This window comes from Ruegeria sp. HKCCD6119, from assembly GCF_013110585.1.
Lineage (GTDB): Bacteria > Pseudomonadota > Alphaproteobacteria > Rhodobacterales > Rhodobacteraceae > Ruegeria.
Genome location: NZ_WVQV01000001.1, coordinates 965,709 through 992,639, shown reverse-complemented (window position 1 = coordinate 992,639; position 26,931 = coordinate 965,709). Strand labels below are relative to the sequence as shown.

At 57.5% G+C, this 26,931-nt stretch carries 28 protein-coding genes; 14 read left to right on the top strand and 14 right to left on the bottom strand.

Going from position 1 to position 26,931, the window contains the following annotated elements; all coding sequences use genetic code 11:
- Nucleotides 1-31 precede the first annotated feature (31 nt).
- The 5 genes from GS611_RS05035 to guaA form a co-directional block, all read right to left on the bottom strand.
- Nucleotides 32-904 carry an ATPase gene (locus tag GS611_RS05035; RefSeq protein ID WP_171613846.1) on the bottom strand — a complete coding sequence of 291 codons (873 nt, stop codon included), beginning with the start codon at nt 902-904 and terminating at the stop codon, nt 32-34.
- A 48-nt stretch (nt 905-952) separates the two neighbouring features.
- Entirely contained in the window at nt 953-1,849 is an 897-nt protein-coding gene (locus GS611_RS05030; protein ID WP_171632853.1) for a DMT family transporter, read from the bottom strand.
- Between the two features lie 100 nt (nt 1,850-1,949).
- The gene (locus GS611_RS05025) at nt 1,950-3,110 is read right to left on the bottom strand and encodes an OmpP1/FadL family transporter (RefSeq protein WP_152457810.1); all 1,161 of its coding nucleotides are present in this window, start codon (nt 3,108-3,110) and stop codon (nt 1,950-1,952) included.
- Between the two features lie 129 nt (nt 3,111-3,239).
- Nucleotides 3,240-4,145 carry a DMT family transporter gene (locus GS611_RS05020; RefSeq protein WP_371732222.1) on the bottom strand — a complete coding sequence of 302 codons (906 nt, stop codon included), beginning with the start codon at nt 4,143-4,145 and terminating at the stop codon, nt 3,240-3,242.
- A gap of 203 nt (nt 4,146-4,348) precedes the next feature.
- Nucleotides 4,349-5,908 carry a glutamine-hydrolyzing GMP synthase gene (guaA, locus tag GS611_RS05015; protein ID WP_171632850.1) on the bottom strand — a complete coding sequence of 520 codons (1,560 nt, stop codon included), beginning with the start codon at nt 5,906-5,908 and terminating at the stop codon, nt 4,349-4,351.
- A gap of 93 nt (nt 5,909-6,001) precedes the next feature.
- Here guaA and GS611_RS05010 point away from each other — a divergent pair, with 93 nt between their 5' ends.
- Both GS611_RS05010 and GS611_RS05005 read left to right on the top strand, forming a co-directional pair.
- Nucleotides 6,002-6,451, top strand: a complete 450-nt coding sequence (locus tag GS611_RS05010) for an N-acetyltransferase (protein WP_171632848.1) — start codon at nt 6,002-6,004, stop codon at nt 6,449-6,451.
- 123 nt (nt 6,452-6,574) lie between these two features.
- The gene (locus GS611_RS05005) at nt 6,575-8,119 is read left to right on the top strand and encodes a trimethylamine methyltransferase family protein (RefSeq protein ID WP_171632846.1); all 1,545 of its coding nucleotides are present in this window, start codon (nt 6,575-6,577) and stop codon (nt 8,117-8,119) included.
- Here GS611_RS05005 and GS611_RS05000 read toward each other — a convergent pair whose 3' ends face one another.
- On the bottom strand, nt 8,120-8,419 hold the full coding sequence (locus tag GS611_RS05000) for a DUF6477 family protein (RefSeq protein WP_171632843.1): 300 nt from the start codon (nt 8,417-8,419) through the stop codon (nt 8,120-8,122).
- Between the two features lie 240 nt (nt 8,420-8,659).
- Here GS611_RS05000 and GS611_RS04995 point away from each other — a divergent pair, with 240 nt between their 5' ends.
- Complete coding sequence (locus tag GS611_RS04995) at nt 8,660-9,739, top strand: DUF6456 domain-containing protein (protein ID WP_171632840.1); 1,080 nt, start codon at nt 8,660-8,662, stop codon at nt 9,737-9,739.
- Between the two features lie 47 nt (nt 9,740-9,786).
- Here GS611_RS04995 and GS611_RS04990 read toward each other — a convergent pair whose 3' ends face one another.
- Nucleotides 9,787-10,335, bottom strand: coding sequence for a peroxiredoxin (locus GS611_RS04990; RefSeq protein WP_171632837.1), 549 nt, complete (start codon nt 10,333-10,335; stop codon nt 9,787-9,789).
- Between the two features lie 263 nt (nt 10,336-10,598).
- Here GS611_RS04990 and lipA point away from each other — a divergent pair, with 263 nt between their 5' ends.
- Both lipA and GS611_RS04980 read left to right on the top strand, forming a co-directional pair.
- A complete protein-coding gene (lipA, locus tag GS611_RS04985; RefSeq protein ID WP_152457817.1) occupies nt 10,599-11,549 on the top strand; it encodes a lipoyl synthase in 951 nt (316 codons plus the stop codon).
- A complete protein-coding gene (locus GS611_RS04980) occupies nt 11,546-12,697 on the top strand; it encodes an amidohydrolase (protein ID WP_171632834.1) in 1,152 nt (383 codons plus the stop codon). The genes lipA and GS611_RS04980 overlap by 4 nt, the downstream gene beginning before the upstream one ends.
- An 11-nt stretch (nt 12,698-12,708) precedes the next feature.
- Here GS611_RS04980 and GS611_RS04975 read toward each other — a convergent pair whose 3' ends face one another.
- Together GS611_RS04975 and hpt are read right to left on the bottom strand one after the other, a co-directional pair.
- Nucleotides 12,709-13,065 (bottom strand): hypothetical protein, encoded by a 357-nt coding sequence (locus GS611_RS04975; RefSeq protein ID WP_171632832.1) that lies wholly within the window; start codon nt 13,063-13,065, stop codon nt 12,709-12,711.
- Between the two features lie 120 nt (nt 13,066-13,185).
- Nucleotides 13,186-13,728, bottom strand: a complete 543-nt coding sequence (gene hpt / locus GS611_RS04970) for a hypoxanthine phosphoribosyltransferase (RefSeq protein ID WP_171632829.1) — start codon at nt 13,726-13,728, stop codon at nt 13,186-13,188.
- Between the two features lie 72 nt (nt 13,729-13,800).
- Between hpt and GS611_RS04965 the strand changes: the two genes are divergently transcribed.
- Both GS611_RS04965 and GS611_RS04960 read left to right on the top strand, forming a co-directional pair.
- A complete protein-coding gene (locus GS611_RS04965; protein ID WP_171633839.1) occupies nt 13,801-14,247 on the top strand; it encodes a type II toxin-antitoxin system RatA family toxin in 447 nt (148 codons plus the stop codon).
- Between the two features lie 37 nt (nt 14,248-14,284).
- Nucleotides 14,285-15,577, top strand: a complete 1,293-nt coding sequence (locus GS611_RS04960) for an MmgE/PrpD family protein (RefSeq protein WP_171632827.1) — start codon at nt 14,285-14,287, stop codon at nt 15,575-15,577.
- Here the strand turns inward: GS611_RS04960 and pyrC are convergent.
- Nucleotides 15,574-16,611 (bottom strand): dihydroorotase, encoded by a 1,038-nt coding sequence (pyrC, locus tag GS611_RS04955; RefSeq protein ID WP_171632824.1) that lies wholly within the window; start codon nt 16,609-16,611, stop codon nt 15,574-15,576. The genes GS611_RS04960 and pyrC overlap by 4 nt on opposite strands.
- Before the next feature lie 162 nt (nt 16,612-16,773).
- Between pyrC and GS611_RS04950 the strand changes: the two genes are divergently transcribed.
- Nucleotides 16,774-17,682: a MoxR family ATPase gene (locus GS611_RS04950; RefSeq protein ID WP_171632821.1), complete on the top strand. Its 909-nt coding sequence runs from the start codon at nt 16,774-16,776 to the stop codon at nt 17,680-17,682.
- A gap of 6 nt (nt 17,683-17,688) precedes the next feature.
- Nucleotides 17,689-18,948 (top strand): VWA domain-containing protein, encoded by a 1,260-nt coding sequence (locus GS611_RS04945; protein ID WP_171632820.1) that lies wholly within the window; start codon nt 17,689-17,691, stop codon nt 18,946-18,948.
- A 4-nt stretch (nt 18,949-18,952) separates the two neighbouring features.
- Here GS611_RS04945 and GS611_RS04940 read toward each other — a convergent pair whose 3' ends face one another.
- A complete protein-coding gene (locus GS611_RS04940; protein WP_171632817.1) occupies nt 18,953-19,453 on the bottom strand; it encodes a hypothetical protein in 501 nt (166 codons plus the stop codon).
- 228 nt (nt 19,454-19,681) lie between these two features.
- Between GS611_RS04940 and GS611_RS04935 the strand changes: the two genes are divergently transcribed.
- A complete protein-coding gene (locus GS611_RS04935; protein ID WP_171632814.1) occupies nt 19,682-20,650 on the top strand; it encodes an XdhC family protein in 969 nt (322 codons plus the stop codon).
- Nucleotides 20,647-21,648: a molybdopterin-binding protein gene (locus tag GS611_RS04930; RefSeq protein WP_171632812.1), complete on the top strand. Its 1,002-nt coding sequence runs from the start codon at nt 20,647-20,649 to the stop codon at nt 21,646-21,648. Before GS611_RS04935 ends, GS611_RS04930 begins: the two co-directional genes overlap by 4 nt.
- Nucleotides 21,649-21,713: 65 nt before the next feature.
- On the opposite strand, the gene GS611_RS04925 is transcribed toward GS611_RS04930, so the two are convergent.
- Nucleotides 21,714-22,613, bottom strand: a complete 900-nt coding sequence (locus GS611_RS04925) for a MurR/RpiR family transcriptional regulator (RefSeq protein ID WP_171632809.1) — start codon at nt 22,611-22,613, stop codon at nt 21,714-21,716.
- A gap of 88 nt (nt 22,614-22,701) precedes the next feature.
- Between GS611_RS04925 and GS611_RS04920 the strand changes: the two genes are divergently transcribed.
- The 3 genes from GS611_RS04920 to GS611_RS04910 are packed head-to-tail and all read left to right on the top strand — an operon-like array spanning nt 22,702 to nt 25,256.
- Nucleotides 22,702-23,475, top strand: coding sequence for a 3-keto-5-aminohexanoate cleavage protein (locus tag GS611_RS04920; protein WP_171632807.1), 774 nt, complete (start codon nt 22,702-22,704; stop codon nt 23,473-23,475).
- Complete coding sequence (locus GS611_RS04915; RefSeq protein WP_171632804.1) at nt 23,472-24,788, top strand: aspartate aminotransferase family protein; 1,317 nt, start codon at nt 23,472-23,474, stop codon at nt 24,786-24,788. Before GS611_RS04920 ends, GS611_RS04915 begins: the two co-directional genes overlap by 4 nt.
- A 54-nt stretch (nt 24,789-24,842) precedes the next feature.
- Nucleotides 24,843-25,256, top strand: coding sequence for a hypothetical protein (locus tag GS611_RS04910; protein WP_171632800.1), 414 nt, complete (start codon nt 24,843-24,845; stop codon nt 25,254-25,256).
- A gap of 57 nt (nt 25,257-25,313) precedes the next feature.
- Here GS611_RS04910 and infC read toward each other — a convergent pair whose 3' ends face one another.
- Complete coding sequence (infC, locus tag GS611_RS04905) at nt 25,314-25,862, bottom strand: translation initiation factor IF-3 (RefSeq protein ID WP_171633836.1); 549 nt, start codon at nt 25,860-25,862, stop codon at nt 25,314-25,316.
- Between the two features lie 158 nt (nt 25,863-26,020).
- Nucleotides 26,021-26,854, bottom strand: coding sequence for a ferredoxin--NADP reductase (locus GS611_RS04900; protein WP_152457833.1), 834 nt, complete (start codon nt 26,852-26,854; stop codon nt 26,021-26,023).
- Nucleotides 26,855-26,931: the final 77 nt, after the last annotated feature.

Here is a 26,931-nt window from a genome sequence, read left to right as displayed (position 1 = left end):
AGGCTTCTAAGAGATCAGTGAAAACTGGTAGTTAGGCGTTATTGCGCGTCGTCTCAAGTGTGTGTTCGATCAACTCATCGAAATCGGCGGCATCGCGGATTTTTCCGATGTCGTTGGCGGCAATCGTCACGCCCCAGTTGTTCGCCATGGCTTCGTAACGCGGCTGGCGGTGCGCCAAGGCCTGTGCATAGGTCCAACGGACGAAATCATCGGGATCAACATCCGCTTCCGAACAGCCTTGCAGATCCAGATAATCTGTCCACGCCTTGGTCAGGAATTCGGCCTGATAGGACATCGGCTTTGGGGCTTTGTCAAAACGGCGTACAAGCTCTGCCGTGTGTTCCTCATCCCCCTTCAGCCAGATCATCAGGGTGTGTTGCGAAAGCTCGGACAGTACCCGATCGTTCGGATCTTCGGGGTCTACCCATTCGCAGATCGATCCACCGGTGTCGCAGATGAAATGGGGGTATTTGTACAATCGCTCGGCCCGGTCGATGAAATACTCGGTATCCAGCAGAGCGTGTATTTCGGCCAGCCGAAACTGTTCCTGCCTGCGGCGGTATTCCGGCATTTCCAATCCGCCAAGGGCAGGGTTGCCCGGTTTGCCCAGATAGGCTGCGACCGGAGTCAGATTCGCGAACGAGATATTCGAGCCGATGTAAATGGAATCCGACAGGAGCAGGTCACGCAAGAACGGGACTTTCATCGCCTCGGCCTTCGCATTGTCGGTTATGTATTCGCCCATGTACCGGGTGCCGATGCGATAGTCGATCGAGTAGTGAAACCAGTTCCCTGAGTCCCGAAGAATGTTCGAGACATATGTCTTGCCCAGACCGGACATACCAAAGAACAGCACCTTCTTGCGGCTTGCCGTGCGCCAGTCTTCGGCTGAGTTGTAGATCATCTTGTGCTGTCCCTTTTTTGCCTTTGCTAAATCGGGCAGCGCACGGCGTCAATCACGGCGGCCGGCTCGGTTCAATACCAGAAGACCCATGGCAAGGACAACAAAGCCAAAATAGGCATTCGACGGCAGCGCTTCGTTTCGCAGAATTGCGCCAAGCACGATGGCGACAGGAGGGATTACAAGCGTCACCAGCATCAGGTTGCCGCTGCCCGCCATCGCCAGGACTCGATAGTACAAAAGATATGCCCCTGCTGTTGCCACAATGGCGTAATAGCCAATCGCAGCCCAGGTGATCGCGGGCAGCGCGAGCGTTGGCACCCCGTCCGTCATCAGCGCCAGGGGCAGGATCAGCAGGGTCGAGCCGGTTAACATGCCAGCGGCCGCGACGACGGGGTGAAGGTCAGACAAATGATACCGCGCCCAAGCTGCCGCAAAAGCATACGAGAGCGTTCCGGCCAACACGGCTAGCTGCGCTGTGTTTTGCAGGCTGAAAGACGTGAAGGTCTTTAGTCCGATGGTGATCGAGACACCGAGAAAGCCCAAGACGACACCGATCACGCGCGCTTGTGTCAAACGTTCATCCTTGAAAAACACAGCCGCAACCAGAACACCAAAAATGGCCGTGGTCGCGTTCAGAATGGCCGTAAGCCCAGAGTCGATGTAAAGCTGACCCCATGCCATCAAGCTGAACGGTATGACATTGTTCAGCAATCCCATGATCAGAAAAGCACCCCAGATGCGCAGAGAACGGGGCAGCGTAAACCCCTTGCCCAATGCCACCAGCCACAGCACCAGCATCGCCCAGAACGTGCGGTGCAAAACCGATGTCATAACGGGAATGGAATCCAGAGCGACCCGGATGGCCACAAAGGATGCGCCCCAAATGACGGCCAGAAGAATGAGCTCGGACCAGGCGCGCCGAGAAAGGTGTTTTTGGGTGTTCATGACCGCACAGTTTCATTCAATCGAAATATACGCGACCCGAAACCTGCGCATAAAAAGGCCCCGCTGAAACAGCGGAGCCTAAGATGAAAACACCTTGGATTTAGTTCAGAGCGTAAGTGATCTGAAACCCAACACTCCAGGCGCTGTTGCCGCTGAAGGTGGCTGTTTGCCCAAAGGCGCCATCTGCCGTTGCATCACCGATGTCAGTGTAGCGTACGCCACCGGAAATTTTGGCATTCTCCAACGAATATGTTCCGCCCAGACCAATGCTCCAGAACCCGTCAGTCGGGCCGAGGTTGGATACAGGAGTACCCTGAGAAGACTCATAGCCTAGTGTTACAGCACCGCTGAACTCTTCCGAGAATTGATACCCCAAGCCCAACGAATAGGTGAAGGTCGCATCGTCGTAGTCAACAAGGTTGCTGGTCGGTGGGTAGTTTGGCGGGTTGTACACCAGCTGTGGCCAGTCGACCCAACGAACAGAACCAAACAACAGCGTTTTAGGCGCGACGCCCGTCTGGAAGTCCAGGTTGATCGACTGGGGCGTCTCAATTTCGCTGTTTGTGTTGAAGGTGGCCACGGTCCCGGGTGGAATCGGAGGGAACGGTGGTGGGTTCAGAGATTCTGTTTGCGATAGATCGTGGCTGATCTTGGAGTTGTATGTCAGTGACACACGTGCTGCGATTTCCGGTTTCTCCCATGCAACCCCGATAACGTAGCCGAATGCAGTGTCGGCATCGGTGTCAACCTGGTACCCTGCTGCAAGCGGGACGGTGACAGAAGCCTTCACACGCTGTGCTCGAATACCGCCGATTGCGCTGAACCCGCCATCGAATTTGTAACGCAGCAATGCCGTAATGGCGTCCGTGTCTGCTGTAGCCCTCAAAACATCGGTACGACCACCCGGAATAGGGTTGATCGAAAGAGGGTAGGTGTTTGCGTATTCAATGTCTGCGCCAAAGGGCTGGTCATACATGATCGCGAAATCGAGCTTTTCGGTCAGTGACGTTTTGTAGCCCAGATGCGGTGTGAAAAAGTCGTTCGCAACCTCTCCGGAATCGACCGGCTGCCCGATGTTTGGTCCGGCCAAAGCAGGCATGGTGCCCGTTACGCTGGGATTGGTGTATCCCAACCGGAACTGAACAGCTGATCCTTCTTCGAAGATCAGGTTGATGCCCTGACCGCTTCGATCTAGGCCGCCTGCATATCCTGCCGTCGCTCCAACGCACAAAGCGCAGGTCGCGAGAAGTGTTTTTTTCATTCTGTCCTCCCTAACAATCCATGGCGGGCTTCACTGGCGTTTGGTTGAGTGTAATGAACGCCTGTCCCGTGTATGATGATGAGCGATACTCTCTTTTTGGTTACTTTAAGGTCAACTGGTGACGGTGCGTTACGTATTGCGACTAGTGTTTTCAACTGTTGCTAAACTGTTACGGCTTTCAGACCAAATATTCAGGAAAATACCGGAAAAGATGACCGCCGCCCCGATCAGGACCCAGTGGTCTATGGGTTCGTGGTACAGGATCATTCCGACCACTGCGATCGTGGGAAGCCTCGCAAAATCAAATGGGATCACAACTGTCGCCGGGGCAATGGCCAATGCGTTGGTTATGCAGAAATGGGCCAGCAGCCCCGCCAACCCGACCAGAACCAAAAACGGAACGGTTTGCGCCGTGGGCAAGGCAATCTGCCCATCAAAACCGGCTGCGATGGCCCCAAGCACCGCCTGCATGGAAGTAAGCCAGAAAACGATGCACCCGATGCTGGCAAAACGAGTGAGGTTTTTTGTCGTAATCGTTGTAAATGCGAAGAAAATCGCAGACGCGGCTGCGGTCGCAAGGCCAGGGCTCAAAGGCGCACTGCCTGGGCGCGTGACAATCAGAACGCCCGCAAAACCGATAAGCGCTGCCGTTATCTTAAGGGGCGTCAGACGTTCGTTCAGCAGCAGCGGCGACAGCAGGATCACCCAAAGCGGCTGTGTGAATTCCAGCGCGAATACCTGCGCCAGAGGCGCAACAGCGACCGCATAGAACCAAAGATTCTGCCCTGTGAAATGCAGGGTGTTTCGCAGGGCGTGCAACCCCAGGCGTTGCGTGGAAACCTGAAACCAACCGCCTGTGGCCGTAAGTACGAGGGCGACAACAAGAAACCCCACGAGGCTTCGGTACATCATGATCTCGAACGTGTCGTGCACGAGGCTCAGTTCGCGACCGGCAACCGCCATCGAGGAGAAGGACGCGATGGCTCCGGTCATCCACAAGGCGGCTTTGAATGTGTTTTTTTGTGTCTGATTCACGTGCGCACCCCGACCTGGCCGCGCGGTCACGGCCCCGGTACCGGGGCTTTCGCTACGCGATCAAAAAGATTGAATTCGTTGAATCATTGAAACGCTTATGAAGCGTCAGGTTCAAGGTCGTGCCCGACATTTTCAGGCACGGCTTGGCAAGATTTCCCGGGATCGGGTCGTTTTGGCGTCGAACGCCGTTGCGGTTTGCCGGATCATTCCCACTCGATGGTTCCGGGCGGTTTCGAGGTGATGTCATATGTGCATCGGTTGATGCCCTTGACCTCGTTGATGATCCGGGTTGCCGTTTCGCCAAGGAACTCATGGCTGAACGGGTAATAATCCGCGGTCATCCCATCGACCGAGGTGACGGCCCGCAGCGCACAGGCATAGTCATAGGTGCGCCCGTCGCCCATCACGCCGACGGTGCGGACGGGAAGGATGGCAACGAAAGCCTGCCAGATGTCATCATAAAGCCCGTGTTTGCGGATCTGATCGATGTAGATCGCGTCGGCCTCGCGCAGAATCTCCAGCTTTTCGCGGGTGATCTCGCCGGGGCAGCGAATGGCCAGACCCGGCCCGGGGAAGGGGTGGCGCCCGATAAAGCTCTGCGGCAGACCAAGTTCGCGACCCAAGGCACGGACTTCGTCCTTGAACAATTCGCGCAGCGGTTCGACCAGTTTCAAGCCCATCTTTTCCGGCAGGCCGCCCACGTTGTGATGGGATTTGATCGTTACGGAAGGCCCGCCCGAGAACGACACCGATTCGATCACATCGGGATAGAGAGTGCCCTGCGCCAGGAATTCGGCGCCGTCGATGGTATCGGCGTGTTTCTGGAACACGTCGATGAACAGCTTTCCGATGATTTTGCGTTTGGTCTCGGGGTCGCTCTGACCTTCCAGTTCGCCAAGGAACAACTCGGATTCGTCGGCGTGGATCAACTGAATGTTGTAGTTGTCCCGGAACATGCCAACAACTTCCGCGGCCTCGTTCTTGCGAAGCAGCCCATGATCGACAAAGACGCAGGTCAGCTGATCCCCGATTGCTTCGTGAATAAGGATCGCGGCAACCGAGCTGTCAACGCCACCGGACAATCCGCAAATGACCTTTTTGTCTCCGACTTGTTCGCGGATCTTGCGGATCATCTCTTCGCGATAGGCACCCATGGTCCAGTCGCCCTTGAACCCGGCCAGCTTAACGAAGTTTTCATACAGTTTCGCGCCCTTTGGCGTATGGTGTACCTCGGGGTGAAACTGCACGGCGTAGAAGTGCCGCGATGGATCGGCCGTGATCGCATAAGGTGCGTTGGGCGAGGTTCCGAATACCTCGAACCCAGGTGCGATTTCACTGACATGGTCACCATGGCTCATCCAGACTTGTTCAGCGCCGTCCGCGAACCAGCCATCCAGGATATCCAGCTTGTCTTTGGGTGTAACAAAGGCACGACCAAACTCGGCTGTGCCATGGCCGCTTTCGACTTTGCCGCCAAGCTGATGCATCATCACCTGCTGGCCATAGCAGATGCCCAGAATCGGAACGCCATAGTCAAAAATCTCTTGCGGGGCGCGGGGCGAGCCCTCGCGCGTCACGCTGTCCGGACCGCCCGAGAAAATCACGGCGCGCGGCGCCATTTCCCGCACGAAATCCATCGTGACATTCTGGTAAGGGTGAATTTCACAATAGACATTCAGCTCGCGCAGGCGGCGGGCGATAAGCTGCGTAACCTGGCTGCCGAAGTCGATGATCAGAAGGCGGTCGTGGGATGTCTGGGTCATAACCGGCTCATAAGTTGCAAGCCTTGCATGTGCAAGCGGTATGGCGTCATTTGGTACAAAAGCTGAGTCAAACCGGCGGAAAGATCAGGTGCCATGTCGAAGATAGAGTTCAGAACGGCTGCTGTGGTGGATGCGGATAAGGTAACGCGGTGTCTGGAAAATGCTTATGAAGATGCAATAAGCCGGATCGAGGATCTGCCTGACGTTACTGCCGGAATCGCGGAAGACATCAAGACCCATCGCGTCTTGCTTGCGGTATCTGGCGGTATAGTTGGGGTCATCGTTTTTGACCAAGTTGACGACGCAATCATGGTGTTCAACCTTGCGGTTGCGCCCGAAGCCCAAGGGCAGGGGGTTGCGCGGCAATTGATGCAGTTTGCCGAAGAAGAAGCACAGGCGCGGAATCTATCCAAGTTGAAGTTGCGAACTCATAAAATGATGAAAGACACGATTGCGATGTACCGGCACATGGGCTGGAAAGTGACGGATCAGGTGGGTAGCGGCCTTACCATGGAGAAAGCGTTGGCGGCCGATCCTGACTGACCGCCTGGTTCGCGGTGGGGCAGCAATGTCGCTTTTCCCCCCAGAGCGCCGCAATCCCTATGCTTGAGTTCTGGCAAACCTGTATCAAAACGCTCAATCTAACCAACCAGACGGGATTTTCTCATGGCAGAGGCAAACACCCGGCGCAGGGCGAGAGGTGGCGGTGGCGCCGCCCGCCGTGCCGAGCGTACCGCAGTTCGTATCGAGACTGCGAAATACATCGAACGCAACATTCCGAATTTCGAGATCCTCAACGAAGAGGCGCTTGAGATTATCGAAAACAACGCTGAAACCGTGTTGGAAGAAATCGGCGTCAACTTTGTCGACAATCCAGCAGCTTTGGAACGGTGGCGTGACGCGGGCGCAGATATCGACGGTGAGCGTGTGCGCATTCCGCGTGGTCTGGCGCGTGAGCTGATCAAGACAGCCCCCAGCCAGTTTACCCAGCACGCCCGCAACCCCGAAAAATCGGTTGTAATCGGTGGCCGCAACATGGTTCTGGCCCCGGTATACGGTCCTCCGTTCGTGCGTGATGCACAGGGTGGGCGCCGCTATGCAACCATGGACGATTTCAACAAGTTCGTGAAACTTGCTTACATGTCCAAGTGGTTGCACCACTCGGGCGGTACGGTGTGCGAGCCGACCGACATTCCGGTGAACAAGCGCCATCTGGATATGCTGAAGGCGCATATGACCCTGTCGGACAAGCCTTTCATGGGCTCGGTAACCGATCCCAGCCGGGCACAGGATTCGGTTGAAATGTGCGAAATCCTGTTCGGCAAAGAGTTCGTGCAGGAAAACACCGTGATGACCTCGCTGACCAATATCAACTCGCCGATGACATTCGACGATGTGATGATGGGCTCGTTGGAGGTTTATGCGCGCAACAATCAAGCCTGCATCATTTCGCCCTTCATCGTGGGTGGAGCGATGGCGCCGGTCTCGGTGGCTGGTACTTTGACACAGGTTCTGGCCGAGGTGATGGCCGGCGTTGCCTACAGCCAGATCATCCGTCCGGGTGCCCCCGCGATTTTCGGCGCGTTCGTGACGTCGATCGATATGAACTCGGGCGCACCCACCTTCGGCACACCAGAAGCCGCGCATATCACATATGGTGCAGGCCAGCTGGCGCGTCGTCTGAACCTGCCATACCGCTCAGCCGGGTCGTTCTGTGGCTCGAAACTGCCGGATGCGCAGGCGGCTTACGAAACAGCGAATTCGCTGAACATGGGGCTGCTTTCGGGCGTGAACTTCATGCTGCATTCCTGCGGCTGGCTGGAAGGCGGTCTGGTTGCCGATTTCGAAAAGTTCGTCATGGATGCGGATCAGTTGGGAGTGCTGCATTCACTGGCCAAGGGCGTTGCTTATGACGAAAACGCGCAGGCCATGGACGCAATCCGCGAAGTAGGGCCGGGTGGTCACTATCTCGGCTGTGCCCACACGCAGGCCAACTTCAAGGAATCCTTCTGGAAATCCGAAGTGCTGGACTACAAACCATATGAAACCTGGCAGGAAGAGGGCGCGCGTGACACGCGGGCTCTGGCCACGGCGCGGGTTGAACATTTGCTGGCCAATTATCAGCAACCGCAGATGGACCCGGATACCGCGGCGGCGCTGGAAGCCTATATCGCCGAGAAAAAGGCCTCCATGCCGGACGCATTCTCCTGATTATTGAAGAACCGAGGCGCGGCTGGCCTGATACAGCTGCGCCTCACCCAGCAGCGCTATAAGCAGATCCAGATGCCGCACCAATGAGTAGGCGGCATCATCTTCTTTTCGCTGTTCATTTACCTCTTTCTCCATCTCGAGCAAACGCAGCAGCGCCTGACCTGAACCGGGCAGCGACCCGTATCCCAGAATGCGTTGCAGATGCCTGTCCCGATTGTAATCCCGCGCCCCGAATCTGGCAGCACGCGCCAACATGCGTGGGCGGCGGAGGGTTGCGATCATTGTCATCAGGTCCTGCATGTTATGTGTCCCTTTTTTGGAAATTGATGGATCCTGTTTTGCACAACCTAAGCGGGTGTTGCCTTAGTCAGAGTCCTCCCGAACGATGGTTTCACGACTGTTTATCTTTTTGAATCAAATCTGGTTCTTGCCTTGTGTGGTTAACGAACGAGTAACGAATGGACCTCTAGTTAGATTTGGTTAACCCACATTCCGAGGGCGAAAAGTGGCAGTTTGTTTTGTCGACGAGGGCAAATAATTATGGAAAACAACATGGCTTTCACCATTCCGGCATGGGTTCCAGAAGGGGCGCAAAGATACCTTGCTCATACCGAGACCGGTCGCTCGATCCGCGATATCGCGCGATCAGCCGGGTGCCATGCGTCAACTATCCTCAGACAAATTCGACGCATCGAAATGCGCCGCGACGATCCATTGGTGGATGCCGCCTTGCAATCGCTTGCAGAGACACATTTTTCAGTTTCGGAGTGCGCCGACGGCCCGACAAGCGGGTCAGAAAACGCGGTTGAAGAAGAATTTGAGAATGAGGCACTGCGTGTGTTGCGCCGCCTGAGCGAGACGGGTTCGGTCCTTGCCGTGGCCGAGGAAATGGACAAGGCGGTCGTCGTACGCGACACCGGCAATGCCGGGGCTACAAGAACCGCAGTCGTAGAATGCAGGATCGCGCAGGCCCTGGCTTTGAAAGACTGGATCACCTGCGACAGTCCCGGACGCATTTCGCGATATCGGATTTCCGCAGCGGGACGAACGGCGCTAAGCCATCTGATCGCCAAGGCAGAAAACAAGGCGCGTGCCGGGACTGACTTTGGTTTTGCCGAAGCTCAGAGTAGCTTTCAGGGCAAGCCTTCGGGCGGGTCCGCCGAGCGGGTCAAACGCATTCGGTACAGTGCTGCGGAAAGCCCGCTGATTGCTTTGTCGCGCAGACGGGATCGTGACGGAAAACCGTTTCTGGATGACTCCCTCGTCAGCGCCGGCGAGCGCTTGCGCGAAGATTTTGAGCTGGCACAGATCGGCCCTCAGGTTTCGCAGAACTGGGATCGTTTTCTGACGACAGGTGGTCGAAGCAGTTTTGCCAGTGAAAGCCATGGGGGAAAGGGGGCTTCCGATGCGAAGGACCGCGTTGCACGTGCCTTATCCGACCTGGGACCGGGTCTGAGTGATGTTGCGTTGCGATGCTGTTGCTATCTGGAAGGGTTGGAGCTGGCGGAAAAGCGAATGGGTTGGTCTGCGCGGTCCGGCAAGATTGTCCTGCGGATCGCCCTGCAACGCCTGAAACGGCATTATCAGGAGCAGGCGGAACGAGATCGGATGATCGGCTGAACAGAAAAAGGCCCGGTGTATACGGGCCTTTTCTTTGGATTTGAGGCTTAGGCCATTTCAGGTTCTGCTGACGCCTTCAGGTGTTTCATCAGGTTTTCCGGCGAGGACACGCCATAGGGGTCCTCCGGGCAATTATCCATCAGGCCGGGCTCTTCGAACCACGCCTCGACAACGCCATCATTGACGATGGCCGCATAGCGCCACGAGCGCATTCCGAAACCCAGATTGTCCTTGTCGACCAACATGCCCGTTTTCCGGGTGAACTCCCCCGATCCGTCGGGGATGACTTTCACGTTCTTCAGGTCCTGATCCTGTGCCCATTTGTTCATCACGAAACTGTCGTTGACGGACATGCAGTAAATTTCGTCGATCCCCATGGCCTTGAAATCGGCATAGCCGTTCTCAAACCCAGGCAGCTGATAAGTCGAACAGGTTGGGGTGAACGCACCCGGCAATGAGAACAGGATTACGCGCTTTCCGGCGAAATAGTCAGCTGTCGTCTTGTCTTCCCAACGGAACGGGTTTGGTCCTTCGATGGAATCGTCACGGACACGGGTGTGAAAGGTCACGTCGGGCAGTTTTGCGCCGGTTTTCATAGTCAAACTCCTGTGATTCACATATGATTTTGGTGTGAATTAAAACAGTTCTAAACCGCATTCAATCGCGTAAACGCTGCGATTGCGAATAAGGCCAACGTCTTGCTAGATATTGAAATTAAATCGCAAATACGAATACGCGCATGATATCTTTCTGCGCTTGCGAGGGTACAACGCATAGCGGCTATGCGCCGCTGGTCTAACACCGCGCTTCTGTCTATGTTATGAGTAACAAGAGTTGACCCAAAGTCAGGAAAACGACCGTGCGAGATCTGAAGATCCCCGAAGAGCGCCATCCGGAAAAAGCCCATCGTCCGGACAATGCACAGCCCAAAAAGCCAAATTGGATCAGGGTCAAGGCACCCGGTGGCAAGGGCTATGCGGATACACGGCGGATCATGCGCGACAACAATCTGGTGACGGTCTGCGAAGAAGCAGGGTGCCCCAACGTAGGAGAATGCTGGAGCCAGGGTCATGCCACCATGATGATCATGGGCGAGATTTGTACGCGCGGCTGCACCTTCTGCAACATTGCAACCGGTCGCCCCGACGATCTTGACGCATTTGAACCCGGTCGCGTGGCCCATGCGGTCGAAAAACTTGGCCTGAACCACGTGGTTATCACCTCGGTGGACCGTGACGATTTGCAAGACGGCGGGGCCGAGCACTTTGCGCAGACAATCCGCGCGGTACGTCATCGTTCTCCGAAAACCACGATCGAGATCCTGACACCGGATTTCCTGAAATGCGACAACACTGTCCTTGAGACCGTGGTCGAAGCGAAACCGGATGTATTCAACCACAATCTGGAAACGGTGCCGGGTCTCTACCCCGAAGTGCGCCCGGGGGCGCGGTACTTTCATTCCCTGCGCCTGCTACAGCGCGTGAAAGAACTTGATCCGTCGATCTTCACCAAATCAGGCATCATGGTCGGGTTGGGCGAAAACGAACAGCAAGTGCGCCAGGTCATGGACGACATGCGCGCGGCGGATATCGATTTCCTGACCATCGGCCAGTACCTGCAACCGACTCCGAAACATCACGGAGTAGATCGGTTCGTAACCCCGGAAGAGTTCGCATCTTACGAAAAGGCGGCCTATGGCAAGGGGTTCCTGATGGTATCCGCGACACCTCTGACCCGGTCTTCGTACCACGCCGGCGACGATTTCGCCCGGCTTCGCGCGGCCCGGCAAGCAAAGCTACAGCAAGCGTGACACCCGAGCGGATCGCGCAGCTTATCCGCCTGCGCCACGAGTTTCACCAACAGCCAGAGCTTTCGGGGCAAGAGGAGCATACCGCGGCGCGGGTTGCGGATCTTTTGCGCCAAGCGGGTGCGGACAGAGTTCTGTGCGGCATAGGCGGGCACGGTGTCGCGGCCCTTTACGAAAGCGGTACTGCCGGACCCACGGTTGGAATTCGATGCGAACTGGATGGGCTGCCAATTCAGGAACGCTCGGATCTGGAATACGCGTCTCAGATTGCAGGCAAAGGGCATCTGTGCGGCCATGATGGCCACATGGTGATGGTCCTTGGGGTGGCGGAGGCGTTGAAAGAACAGCGCCCGAAATCTGGCCGCGTGGTTCTGATTTTCCAACCCGCGGAGGAAACCGGACATGGCGCTATTGCTTATCGGGTCGATCCTCAGTTCGCTGAGGTTTCCCCTGACATCGTGCTGTCTCTGCATACTTTGCCGGGGCTGGAGCTGGGCGCGGTGGAACTGTGTGAAGGTCCCGCGAACTGTGCCTCGCGCGGGATGCAAATCGTTCTGACAGGCAAAACCTCACACGCAGCGGCCCCTCAGGACGGCGTGTCACCGGCAGGTGCTTTGTCGACGTTGATGCCGGCATTGGCCAGATTGGGGGCGGGTGGCGACTTGGATGACACCTACACTTTGACCACTGTTACCCATGCCACTCTGGGCGAGCGCACAGTTGGTGTCGCACCGGGGTGGGCCGAATTGTGGGTAACCCTACGCACGGTTTCGGACGCGCGTATGGCAAGCCTGATGACGGATGCGGAAACTCTGGTAAAAAACACGGCGAAGGCCGAGGGGCTGGCGTTCGAAATCAGCTATGACGAGGTATTCGAAGCCTGCGTCAATGACCGTGAAGCCGTTTCGGTTTTGGCCAAAGCCTGTGCCGATCGGGGCGTCGTGTGCCGGCTGGTCGATCGGCCACAGCGTTTTTCCGAAGACTTTGGCCAATTTGGGAAAGGCGCGCAGGCGGCCATGTTCTGGTTGGGGGCGGGGCAGGACCATCCACAACTGCACAACCCGGATTACGATTTCCCGGATGCGCTTATTCCGATTGGAACCGGGATTTTCCTGAGCGCGATTGATGTCGTGCTTGGCAAAACCTGCTAGTCACGATCCACTTATTTAACCAGATCGCCAACGATTCCAACGGCTTCTATAACTGTCTTCGTATCATCAGATATCGAGAGTATTTCATCATCCACTCGGATATAGCGCTGGCCGGGCCCCAAAGGCTTGAGCTTCCATTTGTCGAGATCGTCGATATAGTCAAAACTCAGATCACCCGGCAGCTTCTGCCCTCGCGTGTATCTTTTGATTTGACCGGGCGGTACGGCTTTGCCGTTTGACTTGATGGATTTCTCTACCTTGCTTTTATTGGCACCTTGCCCTTTACCCTTGTTGTCTTTTGCAGCACCCGAACTTGCAAGTGCCACGATCGCCATAACGACAGCAGCTGTCGCAACTACACGCTTCATACATAATCCTCCCGTGCTGATAGGAAGAGTAAGGGCGCGCAAATAAGTTTGTCTACTATTATTCGGGTTTTTGAATTTGGGGCGCTGGGTAGCCACTCAAATTGCCTGGGTAAAGTGCAGCTAGTCCTTGGTGAACCGGACTTTGCCGATAAACGGCAGGTTGCGGTTGCGCTGAGCGTAATCGATCCCGTAACCCACGACGAATTCATCCGGAATTTCAAAGCCTATCCAGTCTGACCGGAATTCAACTTCGCGACGGCTGGGTTTGTCGAGCAGGGCAATCGACTTGAGCCGTTTCGGCTTGCGGCTGCGCAGCAGGTTGGTGACGTGGTTCAGCGTGTGCCCGGTGTCGACGATATCTTCGACCACCAGCACGTCGCGGCCTTCGATCGCGCCGCGCAAGTCTTTGAGAATGCGCACTTCCCGGCTGCTCTCCATCGAATCGCCATACGAGGACGCCTCAAGGAAATCCACTTCGATCGGCAGGTCCAGTTCCCGCACCAGGTCGGCGATGAAGACGAAACTGCCGCGCAGCAATCCCACGACGACAAGCTTGTCGGTATCGCCGAACTCATCCGTGATTTCGCGGCATAACTCTTCGATCCGCGCCGCGATGGCCTTGGCCGAGATCATCTCATCTATCACATATGCGCGGTTAGTCATCGCAGCCCCCTTGATCTTTGGCGCGCAACATACGACATGACGCGCCATTGTCACCTGCAAATACCGGACATCATGCCAATCCATTCGGAAACCCGCCACCTGCCATACACAGCCCAGCAGATGTATGATCTTGTTGCGGATGTGGGCAACTACCCAAAGTTTCTGCCCTGGTGCGCCGCGTCCCGGATCCGCAAGACCTATGCGGTTGGTGAGGCCGAGGTGATGGAGGCCGATCTGGTCATCTCGTTCAAGGTATTCCGCGAACGGTTCGGCAGCCGGGTGACCCTGTTTGCAGATCAGAAGAAGATCGATACCGAGTATCTGGACGGGCCTTTCAAATACATGAAATCCGACTGGCAGTTCGAGGACGCGCCCGATGGGGGCTGCAACATCTCGTTCCATGTGGATTTCGAATTCAAGAACGCCATCCTTCAGGGGATCATCGGCGTTGTGTTCAACGAAGCCATGCAGCGGATCGTCCGCGCCTTCGAGGCGCGTGCGAAAGAACTCTACGGCTAGGTCTTTACGCGGCAAGGGCGCACGCTAGACTGCGCTCATGACGGATTTCACAGCAGCATTGGCCACCTTCGCGGCGGGCCAGGTTTCAACGACGGCTCAGGCACGGATTGTCACGTCGCTATCCGTTCTGGATTGGATGGCAGTTGGTCGTGCAGGGGCGTCCGAGCCGGTGTCCTGCATAGTTCGCGATATGGTTCTGGCCGAGGGCGGGAACGCTCAGGCCCATCTGTTCGGAGGGGGCGCGGCCCCATTGCGCGGCGCAGCTTTGGTGAATGGAACCATATCCCACGCGCTGGATTACGATGACACGCATTTCGCGCATATCGGGCATCCGTCAGTCGCCATCCTGCCTGCGGCCCTTGCTGTGGCCGATTGGGATGACCGCATTCTGGTTGATCTGCTCGAAGCCGCGCTGGTCGGTATGGAAACGTCAATCCGTGTCGGCCTGTGGCTGGGCAGGGGGCATTATCAGGCCGGGTTTCACCAGACAGCGACATCCGGTGCATTCGGGGCCGCTGTCGCCGCGGGGCGGTTGCTTGGATTCGACAAGGTTCAGATGCGATCCGTATTGGGTTTGACGGCAACGCGCGCGGCCGGGCTGAAGGCCCAGTTCGGAACAATGGGCAAGCCTTACAATGCCGGGCTTGCCGCTTCGGCAGGGGTCGAGGCGGCTGTGCTTGTTCAGCGTGGATTTCAACCCAACGCCGACGCGCTGGAAGGCACGTATGGATTTGGCGCGACCCATCAGGGTGCAGCGGATCAAAGCGCGCTGGATGGTTTGGGCGATGAATGGTTGTTCGAAACGGTAAGCCACAAGTTCCACGCCTGTTGTCACGGCCTGCACGCGGCGTTGGAAGCGGCGCGCGCGCTGGACATCGCGGAACCCGAAGTGGCCGAGATTAAAATCAAAACCCATCCCCGTTGGATGAGTGTGTGCAATCAGCTTTCGCCCACAACCGGGCTGGGGGCCAAGTTCTCTTACCGGACGGTCATCGCGATGCAGGCGCTGGGGTATGATACGGCTTTGCCGGGCAGCTACACCGACAAGATCTGTGCGGACCCACGCATTACGTCTCTGCAAGATCGCATCACGGTCGAAGCAGATGAAAACCTGTCGGAAACGCAGGCGCATCTGGCCTTGTTGCGTCGCGACGGTGTCCGCCGCGAGGCGACGCATGACCTGATGACCCCAATGTCGCTGTCTGACCGCGAGGATCGCGTGCGCGTCAAAGCGTCGAAGCTGATCGGATCGGATGAGGCGGACGCGATCTGGTCGATGCTGCGCACCGGTGGTCGCGCCCGTGATCTGGCCGAACGTATGGCGGGTTAAGCCACGCTCCAGCGCAGCGGAAAACCGGGGTCGAACACCGTGACAGGCCCTTCGCCGGTGTCGATCTTTGACGGGTATGCAACCGGCTCGCCTTTGGTCAGGGTAATCGTCTCTTCGTTCACAGGCAGGCGGTAAAAGCCCGGCCCGTTGAGCGAGACGAACGCCTCGAGCTTGTCCAGCGCACCTTTGCGGTCGAACATCTCAGCCACCAGAGACATGGTATTCGTCGCGGTGAAACACCCCGCGCAGCCGCAGGCCATTTCCTTGTTTGCATCCGTGTGCGGAGCGCTGTCTGTGCCCAGGAAGAATCTCGTGTCGCCCGAGGTGGCGGCAGCCAGCAGGGCCAGGCGATGTTCCTCGCGCTTGGCGACCGGAAGGCAATAGTAATGCGGTTTGATCCCGCCCACCAGAATATGGTTGCGGTTGATGATCAGGTGGTGCGCGGTGATCGTCGCGCCCAGATCCGTTTCGTTGGCTTTGACATAGTCCACGCCATTGGACGTGGTGATATGTTCCATCACCACGCGCAGACCCGGCGTCGATTTTCGGATCGGGTCCAGAGCGCGGTCGATGAACACGGCCTCGCGGTCAAAGATGTCGATCTCGGGGTCGGTCACTTCGCCATGGACACACATGGGCAGGCCGATCTCGGCCATTTTCTCCAGAACCGGGCGCACTTTGTCAAAGTCACGCACGCCCGAGGCCGAATTGGTCGTGGCCCCTGCCGGGTACAGCTTGACCGCTTTTATCAGCCCGCTGGCATGGGCGGCGGCGACGTCCTGCGCATCTGTATCCTCGGTCAGGTACAGGGTCATCAGTGGTTCGAACACCATGCCGTCGGGCAGGGCGGCCAGGATTCTGTCGCGGTAAGCGGCGGCCTGATCCCCGCGCACGACCGGCGGCACGAGGTTCGGCATTATGATTGCACGGGCGAAATGACGTGCAGTTTCGGGCAGAACGGCCTGCAACATGGCGCCATCGCGCAGATGCAGATGCCAATCGTCGGGGCGGCGGATCGTGAGGGTATCAGTCATGGCCTTCCGCTAGCATAGCTGCCCCGAAAGACCAACCAGCCCGGAACGAGTTGCTGAAAAAACTTGTCAACCAACCGGAACGTCGTAGCTCTGACAGGGGCTAGGGCCTTGACGCAATGGCGCTTGCGTGACCTGTTTGTCCGCGAAGTAGAGAGGAATTCCATGACGCAGCCAAATTCCATCGATACCGTGCAGCAGATGCTGGGACGTCAGGGCTATGTCTGCGGACGAGCCCTTGCCACGGTTGTGTTCCTGTCGCTGAAGCTGGGACGCCCGTTGTTTCTGGAAGGCGAGGCCGGAGTTGGCAAAACGGAAATCGCCAAGGCGCTGGCATCCGGTCTGAACCGCCGTTTGATCCGGTTGCAGTGCTACGAAGGTCTGGACGCATCCTCGGCCGTTTACGAATGGAACTTTCCGGCACAGATGGTTGCGATCCGAACGGCCGAGGCTTCGGGCGGGGCCGACCGGGGCGCGTTGCAGGCGGAACTGTTTTCGGATGAATACCTGATCGAACGCCCCTTGCTGCAAGCAATGCGCCCGGACGAAAACGGAGCACCGGTTCTTCTGATCGACGAACTGGACCGGACCGATGAACCGTTCGAAGCCTTTCTGCTGGAAGCTCTGAGTGATTTTCAGGTCACGATCCCTGAACTGGGCACCGTTGCAGCACCCCAACCACCCATTGTGATTGTCACGTCGAACCGGACTCGCGAAGTGCACGATGCCCTCAAGCGTCGCTGCCTGTATCACTGGGTCGATTATCCCGATTTTGAACGCGAGATCGAAATTCTGCACGCGCGCGCGCCCGAGGCCGCCGATGCGCTCAGCCGCGAAGTCGTGGCTTTCGTTCAGCGTCTGCGCACCGAGGATCTGTTCAAGAAACCCGGCGTGGCCGAAACCATTGACTGGGCCAAATGTCTGCTGGCGCTGGACGTGATGAACCTTAGCCCCGAGGTGATCGGTGACACGCTGGGGGCGATCCTGAAATATCAGGACGACATCCAGAAGCTGCAAGGGTCCGAGGCCAAGCGCATTCTGGATGAGGCCAAAGCGACCCTTGAGCCGGCCTGACGCGCTATGGCCGAGCAGATCCCGCTGGAGATTCCCGACAACCCGAAGCTGGCGCAGAACATCACCCATTTTGCCCGCGCATTGCGGAAGGCGGGGCTGCCGATTGGTCCGGGGCGGGTGATCGATGCAATTCGCGCGGTACAAGCCGCGGGTTTCACTCAGAAACGGGATTTCTACTGGACGCTGCACGCCTGTTTCGTGAACCGCCCCGAACATCGCACGGTGTTTGCGCAGGTCTTCCGAATGTACTGGCGCGACCCGCGATACATGGAACACATGATGGCCATGATGCTTCCTGCCATTCGGGGCGTGCAAGAGGAACGCAAGGCGGATGCCGGTGAAAAGCGTGCAGCCGAGGCCCTGCTGGAGGGTGTCGAACGTGACGCGCCCCAGCAGGCTGCGCAAGACGAGGGGGAAACCGAAATCGAGATTGACGCCACGCAAACGGCATCGTCAGAAGAGCGTCTTCGCAATCTGGACTTCGAACAGATGAGCACCGCTGAAATCGCGCAAGCCAAACGCGTATTGGCGCGGATGGCCCTGCCGGTCAAACCCATTGAGTCGCGCCGCGGACAGGCCAGTCATCTGGGGCACCGTATCGACCGTGCCCGCACCTTGCGCGCAGCCATGCGGCAAGGGGGCGAATTGCGTGATATCGCCCGGCTGCAACCCAAACCGCGATGGCCAAATCTTGTTGCGCTTTGCGATATCTCGGGTTCGATGAGCCAATACAGCCGAGTCATTCTGCATTTCCTGCACACGGTCTCGAACGCCAAGGGGGCAGGTTGGGCCAAGGTTCATGCCTTCACGTTCGGCACGCGCCTGACCAACATAACCCGCCACTTGCATCATCGGGATGTTGACGCAGCGCTCGCCGCTGCCGGGGCCGAGGCGCAGGACTGGGAAGGGGGCACACGCATCGGCGACTGTCTGCATCAGTTCAACAGGGACTGGTCAAGACGTGTCATGGGGCAAGGTGCGGTTGTTCTTTTGATCACCGACGGTTTGGAACGGGGTGACCCGGAGAGCCTCGAGAAAGAGATCGAGCGGCTGCACCTGTCCTCCAAACGCCTGATCTGGCTGAACCCTCTGCTGCGCTGGGACGGGTTTGCCCCCAAGGCACAGGGTGTGGCGGCCATGCTGCCCCATGTCGACAGTTTCAGGGCAGGGCACTCGATTGCCTCGCTCGAGGACCTGGCCGCCGTGATTTCACAACCCGACGACCAGGGGCAGAAAGCACGGCTGATGGCCGCTCTTTCCGATTAGACCGTTACGACAACTGTTCTTCGTTGCACTTCCGGGCCATTTCCATGGCCTTGTAGGTGCCGGTCAGATCGACGGTAAATGCATAGGATGTCTCGGGGAACACGATCATGACCTTCTTCTTGGCCAGATCATCCGCGAATTGCGGGTTGTCAGACAGAATGTAACCACCGGAATAACCCTTGGTGATGTTGCCTTTCATACCTGTGGCTTCACCCAGATAGATGTTGTCCCCAATCAGGATAGCCACTTCTTGGGTTTCGCCACGTTTGATGTCGGTATCGGCTTTGGTGAACACCCCCACATACCCCACGCCGCGATCTTCGGTCAGGCCCATCTGAACGACGTTTTCCGCATCGTCCACGGCCTCGATCAGGCAGGATTTCTTTTCGTTGTCGATGAAGACTTTCCAGCCCTCGACCTCTCCATAACGTTCGAATGTGTCAGCCCACGCTGCGGTCGAAGCCAAAAGGCCAACCACTGCGCCCAGTGCAAGATAATGTTTCAACTGCTTGTCTCCGAAAAAATGTGTTTGGTATGCAGCTTGGGCAACTGGCCCGCTGCCCGCACAAGCTAAAACCCGGGCCCTTAACAATCAATACTATGATTTATTGAATATTGTTCAGGCTTTAGCATCGGCTTGCAGGGCTCAACATAGACGTTTTGACAGGGGTGTTGCGCTTTTCATCACGCCAATCCTGCCTATGTTGGAGACAGACGACGTCTGGAGGTCCTGATGGAACGATTCGACAGCAGCCCGGAAACGGCATTGAAGTGGCACCGCAATGGCAGCGGCGCCGCGCTTGCCACGGTTGTCGAAACCTGGGGCAGCGCGCCACGCCGGGTGGGTTCCCAGCTGGTGATCGGCGGCGATGGCCGGATCGAGGGTTCTGTGTCGGGCGGCTGTGTCGAAGGCGCGGTGATCGTCGAGGCGCTTGAGGCCATTGACGAAGGCGAAGCCCGCTTGCTGGAATTCGGAGTGAGCGACGAAGATGCCTTTGCGGTCGGGCTGGCCTGTGGCGGGACCATTCGCGTTCTTGTCGAACCCGTTGGAAAGGTTCTGCCCGAACCGATGCTTGCGGAACTGGTTGCAGCCCGCGCAGCGCGTGAACCCATCGCTTACGAAGTCAATATCGATACCGGGCACAGAGCCTTGCGTCGTAACGCCTATGCGGAACGGCTGCGCATGGATCGGTCTGGTTTTGAAGAAGATGGTCAGACCTTTGTGGCCGTTCACAACCCGCCGCTGCGATTGATCGTAGTTGGTGCGGTGCATATCGCGCAGGCACTGGTGCCGATGGCGCGAATTGCCGGGTATGATCCGGCCATAATAGACCCGCGCGACGCGTTTGCATCCAGCGCCCGTTTTCCGGGCGAAACGATCCTTACGGATTGGCCGGATGAGGCCGTTGCAATACTCGGGTTGGATGCGCGCACCGCAATTGTCCTGCTGACGCATGATCCAAAGCTGGATGATCCGGCATTGCAAGCTGCACTGGATGCGGGCGTGTTTTACATTGGTGCCTTGGGATCGACACGTACCCACGCCAAACGCGTCGAGCGTATGAAAGCGGCCGGTTTCAGTGATGAGCAAATCTCGAGGATTCATGGGCCAATCGGGTTGGATATCGGGGCTGCCGGCCCATCCGAGATTGCCATTGCAATTCTGGCGCAGATGACGGCCGTTCTGCGAGGCAAGGCATGAGGTTTGGTCCGGTACCCGTCTCTGAAGCAAAAGGCGCCATTCTGGCCCATTCGGTGACGGCTGACGGTCAAAAGCTGCGCAAGGGGCTGTCACTGCGCGCAGAGCATGTGGCGCAGTTGACGCAGGCGGACATCCGCGAAGTGATCGTTGCGCGCCTCGAACCCGGCGATTGTCACGAAGACGAGGCCGCACGTCGTTTGGCCGCAGCTCTTGCGCCAGATGCGGCGTCGGCCAATCTGCGCGTGACAGACGCGTTCACCGGCCGGGTCAACCTGTTGGCGGACGGGCCGGGCGTCGCGGTTCTGGATGTGGATGCGCTGGAAATGTTCAATCAGGTCAACCCGATGATCACGGTTGCGACGGTTCCGCAATACCAGCAGATGGGCCCGAAGAGCATGGTCGCCACCATCAAGGTCATCTCATATGCCGTGCCAGAGGCTGATGTTCTGCGGGCTGCCAATTTGGCGCAAGGGGCCGTGCGTCTGGCAAGACCCGTTCACAAGACGGCAGGTTTGATCGTCACGGATATCCCCGGCGGCCCGCCCAACGACAAGGGGATCGCCGCCATTCGCGGACGGACCGAAGCCCTGGGTCTGGATTTGTGTGATGTTCAGATCGTGCCGCATCGCGTGGATGCGCTGGCCAAGGCGGTTTCCAGAACGACCGGTGATCTGCTCATGATCCTGACCGGATCCGCGACTTCGGATCCGGACGATGTTGCCCCGTCTGCTGTTCGGCTTGCCGGCGGGCGGGTGGATCGGTTCGGAATGCCGGTTGATCCGGGAAACCTGCTGTTTCTGGGTGCGATGCAGGATCGACCGGTGATCGGGTTGCCCGGATGTGCACGATCTCCAGCGTTGAACGGGGCGGATTGGGTTCTGTCACGGGTTGCCTGCGGGATCGAAACGACCGGATCGGATATTGCCGGAATGGGTGTCGGAGGATTGCTGAAGGAAATCCCGACCAGACCGCAGCCGCGCGCCAAACGAAAAGAATGATCCGCCACTGATCCTGAGCGGGGCTGAATTCTGAGGTTGACCCCAGAGGCTTTGACCGAACCGGCTTATGGTTTTCTGAGCTTTGGCAATACGCCGGGTCGCCAATACGCACCGGTATCTTCCCGCGCTTTCTGATAGGCATCCACTCTTTCCCTGGCGGTCTCTCCGCCGGCGGCAAACAAATGGCCCAGCAGGCATTCAAGTACAGCCATTGCCCCCGAAAAACTGGAAAACGGGTGCAAGGTTCGCGTGCTGACAGGCAGGACGACATCCGGTTCAACCCCCGGGGCGATGACCTCGCTATCCGACAACAGGACGATGCGCATCGACCGGTCCCGAGCATACCGCATCGCCTGAATCGTGTCGGCTGAATAGGGGTGAACCGTGATTGCAAACAGACAATCCTCGGCGGTGGCTTCGACCAGATCGTCGATGGCCGAACCCATGTGGCGGGGCACCAGCTGAAGCCCGGGATGGGCCATGCGTGCGGCGTAGTGAAAATAATAGGCCAGCGCATGGCTGGATCGTGTGGCCGTCACATAGCAGCGGCGCGCCGACCTGATGTGTGCGACGGCCTGTTCCGTCAAATGGGGGGCCATGAGGCGCAGCGATCTGGCCACGACATTTATTTCGTTCTGCGCAAATCGTGCCTGCGCCGCACCAAACTGCCCTTGTTCCTTTAGGTGTTCCAGCCAATCCTGCCCAAACCTGTCCTCACCATCGGTTGTCAGAGCGTTTCGAAATGGGAGCCGAAAAGCGTCAAAGCTGTCATACCCCATGCGTTGCGCCAGCCGGATCAGAACGTTCGAGCTGATGCCGATGCGATCGGTGGTGGTGCGGATCGAATTCAACGCGAATTCGCCGGGATGATCGATGATATACTTTACAGCGACCTGCATTTGCGCAGGCATTTCATCGATCTCGCGGCGCAATTGCGTAACGATGGCAGTTAGAGTGCGGGTCATGCGGAAAACAAAACATATGTTTTCTAGTTGGTAAATTGAAAACGAAACTTGGGCTCATTAGCTGAGGACAGACGATCACGAGGGCGCAATGACCGAGAGCACAGTGAAAACCACCGGGAAACCATATATACTGGTTGCTCCGAACGGGGCCCGGCGGGGCCGCGCGGATCACCCTGCTTTGCCAGTCACGACGGATCAGATCGTCGCAACGGCGCGGGGCTGCCACGAGGCTGGTGCAAATGGCATACACCTGCATGTACGGGATGCCGACGGACATCACACGCTGGATGCCGGATTGTATCGCGAAACAATCGCGGAACTGAAAAGGGAAGTGCCGGGCATGGATGTTCAGATCACCACCGAGGCAGCAGGCGTGTTCGATGTCCAGTCGCAGTTTGAATGCCTGCAACTGGTTCAGCCTGAATGGGCCTCGATCTCAGTCCGGGAAATCGCGCGGGCCCTTGATCTTGCGCCTCGGGTCTATGCGCTATGTGCGGCTCAGGGCACGCGGGTTCAGCATATTCTCTACGACTTGGAAGATGTGAAGCTGCTGGAAGGCTGGCATTCAAAAGGTATCGTCCAGCCGGACCAGACAGACCGATTGCTTGTGTTGGGACGCTACAGTCAGAATCAGCAATCCGTGCCAGCGGATCTGGATGCGTTTCCATCCAGCCCGGCCAAATGGATGGTGTGCGCCTTTGGGACGCAGGAACATGATTGTCTTGTCGAAACCGCGCGGCGCGGCGGTGACTTGCGTGTTGGATTCGAAAACAGCCTGACGGCACCGGATGGCACGCTCTGGACGGACAACGCGGCCTCGGTCGCGGCTTTGGTAGAAACACTTGGAAGGACCGGAACATGAGTCATGTTTTCCCACGCCACACCAAATCTGAACTTCCCGTCGCGGCGGGTGGCGACGGCGCATACCTAATTGATGCCGACGGCAAGCGATATCTGGATTGCGGCGATGCGGCCGTGTCCTGTCTGGGGCATTCCAACGCGGCAGTGATCCGGGCCGTGCAACAGCAGGTGGAACAGATCGCATTCGCCCATACCGGGTTCATGACTTCGGAACCGGCCGAGGCATTGGCCGATCTTCTGATCCAGCACGCGCCGGGGGATCTGGACCGGGTGTATTTCGTATCGGGTGGGTCCGAGGCGACCGAAGCGGCCATCAAATTGGCGCGCCAGTATTTTCTGGAAATAGGGCAGCCCGAGCGCCGCCACGTGATCGCGCGCAAGCAAAGCTATCATGGCAACACTCTGGGGGCCTTGTCTGCCGGGGGAAATGCCTGGAGACGGGCCCAATTCGCGCCGATGCTGATCGAAATGACCCATATCTCGGCCTGCTATGAATATGCCGAAAAGCCCGAGGGTGAGAGCAGCTTTGACTATGGTCAGCGCGTCGCCAATGAGCTGGAGGCGGAAATTCTGCGCCTTGGTCCCGAAACGGTTATGGCCTTCATGGCCGAGCCGGTTGTTGGTGCTACACTTGGCGCGGTTCCGGCGGTTGAGGGGTATTTCAAACGCATCCGGGAAATCTGCGACCAATATGGCGTGTTGCTGATTCTGGATGAGGTGATGTGCGGCATGGGGCGCACCGGTCATCTGTTCGCCTGCGATCACGACGGTGTTGCACCGGATATTCTGTGCATCGCCAAAGGGTTGGGCGCAGGATATCAACCAATCGGGGCGATGCTGTGCACCGGTAAAATCTATGGCGCAATTCGCGATGGGTCAGGGTTTTTCCAACATGGGCATACCTATATCGGCCATCCCGTCGCCACGGCTGCGGCTCTTGCGGTGGTCCGTGAACTGACAGAGGGTGATTTACCGGCGCGCGCCGGACGTATGGGCAGCAAAGTGCATTCCGCACTGGAAGCCGCGTTTGGACAGCACCCGAACGTGGGCGATTTGCGTGGCCGGGGCCTGTTCCGGGGTGTGGAATTGGTAGCGGATCGCGAGACGAAGACCCCCTTTGATCCATCGTTGGGCATTGCCGGAAAGATAAAGAAGGCGGCGCTGGCCGAAGGCCTGATCTGTTATCCCATGGCGGGCACCCGGGATGGCCGGAACGGAGACCATATACTTCTCGCGCCGCCTTTCATCATAGAAGAGGCCCAGATAGGCGAACTTGTCAGCAAACTGAAACGCTCTTTTTCAGCCGTTCTCTGACAATACCGTGAGCACCCTGTTTGCCTGCGACACGTTTGCTATGTGTCGTGGGCAATGGATCTGGAAAAGGCGACGTCCATGGTGCTGGATATCTGGCGCAGTTTCCGAACGCTCCCTGTGTGGGTTCAGGTCTGGGTAGCGTTCATTTTGGTACCGGTAAACCTGCTTCCGCTGGCATTTCTGGATCAGCCAAAGGGGCACCTGATTGCATTGCTTGCAATTTCGGGCATGGCGCTGAACGTGCCGATCATGTTGGGTGCACGCGGGATGAGCGGCGCGATGGCGTTGCCACACATTCTGTGCTGGGTGCCGTTGGTCATCATCGTGACGCTTCTGCTGTTTTCCGAAGACCCCCTGAGCCCAGCCTTTGTTTGCTTTCTCCGGGTGCTTCTGATCGTCGATATCACCTCGCTGGTGTTCGATTTCCGGGACGCGGCCCGTTGGTTGCGCAGCAGGCAGGCGCCCTGAACGAAAAAGCCCCTTCAAAAGAGAAGGGGCTTGGACCGTTTCGATCTTTGGACCGGATTATTTCTGCGGCAGCGGGCCGATCATCATGATCATCTGACGACCTTCCATCTTGGGCATGTTTTCGATCTTGCCCAAGTCCTTGACGTCCTCGGCAACACGCTGCAGCAATTCGCGGCCAAGGTTCTGGTGTGCCATTTCGCGACCGCGAAAACGCAGGGTAACTTTGACCTTGTCGCCTTTTTCCAGAAACTTGAAGACGTTCTTCATTTTGACGTCATAGTCATGCGTGTCGGTGTTGGGTCGGAATTTGACCTCTTTTACCTCGATGATCTTTTGCTTCTTGCGGGCTTCGGCTTCGCGTTTTTGCGTTTCATATTTGAATTTGCCGAAATCCATGATCTTGCAGACCGGTGGGTTCGCATTGGGCGAAATTTCGACCAGATCAAGACCGGCCTCAGCGGCCATCTGCATGGCTTTGGCGGGATGAACCACCCCGACATTTTCACCTTCGGCGCCAATCAGGCGAATTTCGGGGGCACGGATCTTATCATTGACGCGCGGGCCGGTGTCTCGTTGTGGCGGCGCGTTGTGAGGTCTGCGAGCTATGGGTTCATTCCTTTGATAATTGCAGAATTTCGAGCCCGGAATTTAAACCGGGCCGGGCCACACTTCAAGCGGCATAAACACCGGCAGTTGCGAAAAAACAGTGTTTTGTCCGCTGAATTTTGCGTTCGGGGCTGCAAAGCTCCGAACGCAAGGTGCCTTTAGCCGACAAAGGCTTTTTCGATCACAAACTCTTTGGGTTCGGAATTCGCGCCTTCGCGCAGACCAAAACCTTCAAGGATTTCCTTGATGTCCAGGTTGAAAGCCAGCGACCCGCAGACCATGGCGCGATCGGTTTCGGGTTTGATTCCGCCTTCAATGCCCAGATCGCTGAACACGGTGCCATCCTTCAGCAGGTCGGTGATCCGACCCATCTTGGGGCTCTCTTCGCGCGTGGTTGTCGGGTAATAGCGGATCTTGTCTGCAAAGCCTTCGCCTATAAGTTCGGCCAGCATTTCATCCTGTCGGATGCTGTCGATCAATTGGCGGCCGTATTCCAGTTCGGCCACTTCGCGGCAGGTATGGGTGATGATCACCTCGTCATAATCTTCATATGTTTGCGGTTCACGCAACAACGAAGCAAACGGGGCAAAACCGGTGCCGGTGGCAAAAAACCACAAACGCTTGCCGGGCAGAAGGGCGTCATGCACCAACGTGCCAACCGGCTTGGGGCGCAGGATGATCTGGTCGCCGGGCTTGATGTGCTGAAGCTTCGACGTCAACGGGCCGTTCTGAACCTTGATCGAATAGAACTCCAGCTCATCGTCCCACGACGGCGAAGCGATTGAATAGGCGCGCAGCAATGGCTTGCCATTGTCGCCCAGCAGACCGATCATCACGAACTCGCCCGAGCGGAAACGCAGCGTGGCGGGGCGCGTCACCTTGAAAGAGAACAGGCTGTCGGTCCAATGCTTGACCTCGGTTACAGTTTGCGCGTCCGGCAGGACCGGGGCCTTCACGGCAGTTGCTTCGCTCACGGGCTTCATCTCTGTCATCGTTTACCTGCCGGTCTGCTAAACCGACATCTCCGTTTAATCTTTGATCCAAGTCAGGAAAAGGGGACAGATTGCCC

Coding starts and splice junctions, on each gene's coding strand:
- GS611_RS05035 (WP_171613846.1), bottom strand. CDS start 904: ATGATCTACAACTCAGCCGAAGACTGGCGCACGGCAAGCCGCAAGAAG.
- GS611_RS05030 (WP_171632853.1), bottom strand. CDS start 1,849: ATGAACACCCAAAAACACCTTTCTCGGCGCGCCTGGTCCGAGCTCATT.
- GS611_RS05025 (WP_152457810.1), bottom strand. CDS start 3,110: ATGAAAAAAACACTTCTCGCGACCTGCGCTTTGTGCGTTGGAGCGACG.
- guaA (WP_171632850.1), bottom strand. CDS start 5,908: ATGACCCAGACATCCCACGACCGCCTTCTGATCATCGACTTCGGCAGC.
- GS611_RS05010 (WP_171632848.1), top strand. CDS start 6,002: ATGTCGAAGATAGAGTTCAGAACGGCTGCTGTGGTGGATGCGGATAAG.
- GS611_RS05005 (WP_171632846.1), top strand. CDS start 6,575: ATGGCAGAGGCAAACACCCGGCGCAGGGCGAGAGGTGGCGGTGGCGCC.
- GS611_RS05000 (WP_171632843.1), bottom strand. CDS start 8,419: ATGCAGGACCTGATGACAATGATCGCAACCCTCCGCCGCCCACGCATG.
- GS611_RS04995 (WP_171632840.1), top strand. CDS start 8,660: ATGGAAAACAACATGGCTTTCACCATTCCGGCATGGGTTCCAGAAGGG.
- GS611_RS04990 (WP_171632837.1), bottom strand. CDS start 10,335: ATGAAAACCGGCGCAAAACTGCCCGACGTGACCTTTCACACCCGTGTC.
- GS611_RS04975 (WP_171632832.1), bottom strand. CDS start 13,065: ATGAAGCGTGTAGTTGCGACAGCTGCTGTCGTTATGGCGATCGTGGCA.
- hpt (WP_171632829.1), bottom strand. CDS start 13,728: ATGACTAACCGCGCATATGTGATAGATGAGATGATCTCGGCCAAGGCC.
- GS611_RS04965 (WP_171633839.1), top strand. CDS start 13,801: ATGCCAATCCATTCGGAAACCCGCCACCTGCCATACACAGCCCAGCAG.
- GS611_RS04960 (WP_171632827.1), top strand. CDS start 14,285: ATGACGGATTTCACAGCAGCATTGGCCACCTTCGCGGCGGGCCAGGTT.
- pyrC (WP_171632824.1), bottom strand. CDS start 16,611: ATGACTGATACCCTCACGATCCGCCGCCCCGACGATTGGCATCTGCAT.
- GS611_RS04950 (WP_171632821.1), top strand. CDS start 16,774: ATGACGCAGCCAAATTCCATCGATACCGTGCAGCAGATGCTGGGACGT.
- GS611_RS04945 (WP_171632820.1), top strand. CDS start 17,689: ATGGCCGAGCAGATCCCGCTGGAGATTCCCGACAACCCGAAGCTGGCG.
- GS611_RS04935 (WP_171632814.1), top strand. CDS start 19,682: ATGGAACGATTCGACAGCAGCCCGGAAACGGCATTGAAGTGGCACCGC.
- GS611_RS04930 (WP_171632812.1), top strand. CDS start 20,647: ATGAGGTTTGGTCCGGTACCCGTCTCTGAAGCAAAAGGCGCCATTCTG.
- GS611_RS04925 (WP_171632809.1), bottom strand. CDS start 22,613: ATGACCCGCACTCTAACTGCCATCGTTACGCAATTGCGCCGCGAGATC.
- GS611_RS04920 (WP_171632807.1), top strand. CDS start 22,702: ATGACCGAGAGCACAGTGAAAACCACCGGGAAACCATATATACTGGTT.
- GS611_RS04915 (WP_171632804.1), top strand. CDS start 23,472: ATGAGTCATGTTTTCCCACGCCACACCAAATCTGAACTTCCCGTCGCG.
- GS611_RS04910 (WP_171632800.1), top strand. CDS start 24,843: ATGGATCTGGAAAAGGCGACGTCCATGGTGCTGGATATCTGGCGCAGT.
- GS611_RS04900 (WP_152457833.1), bottom strand. CDS start 26,854: ATGACAGAGATGAAGCCCGTGAGCGAAGCAACTGCCGTGAAGGCCCCG.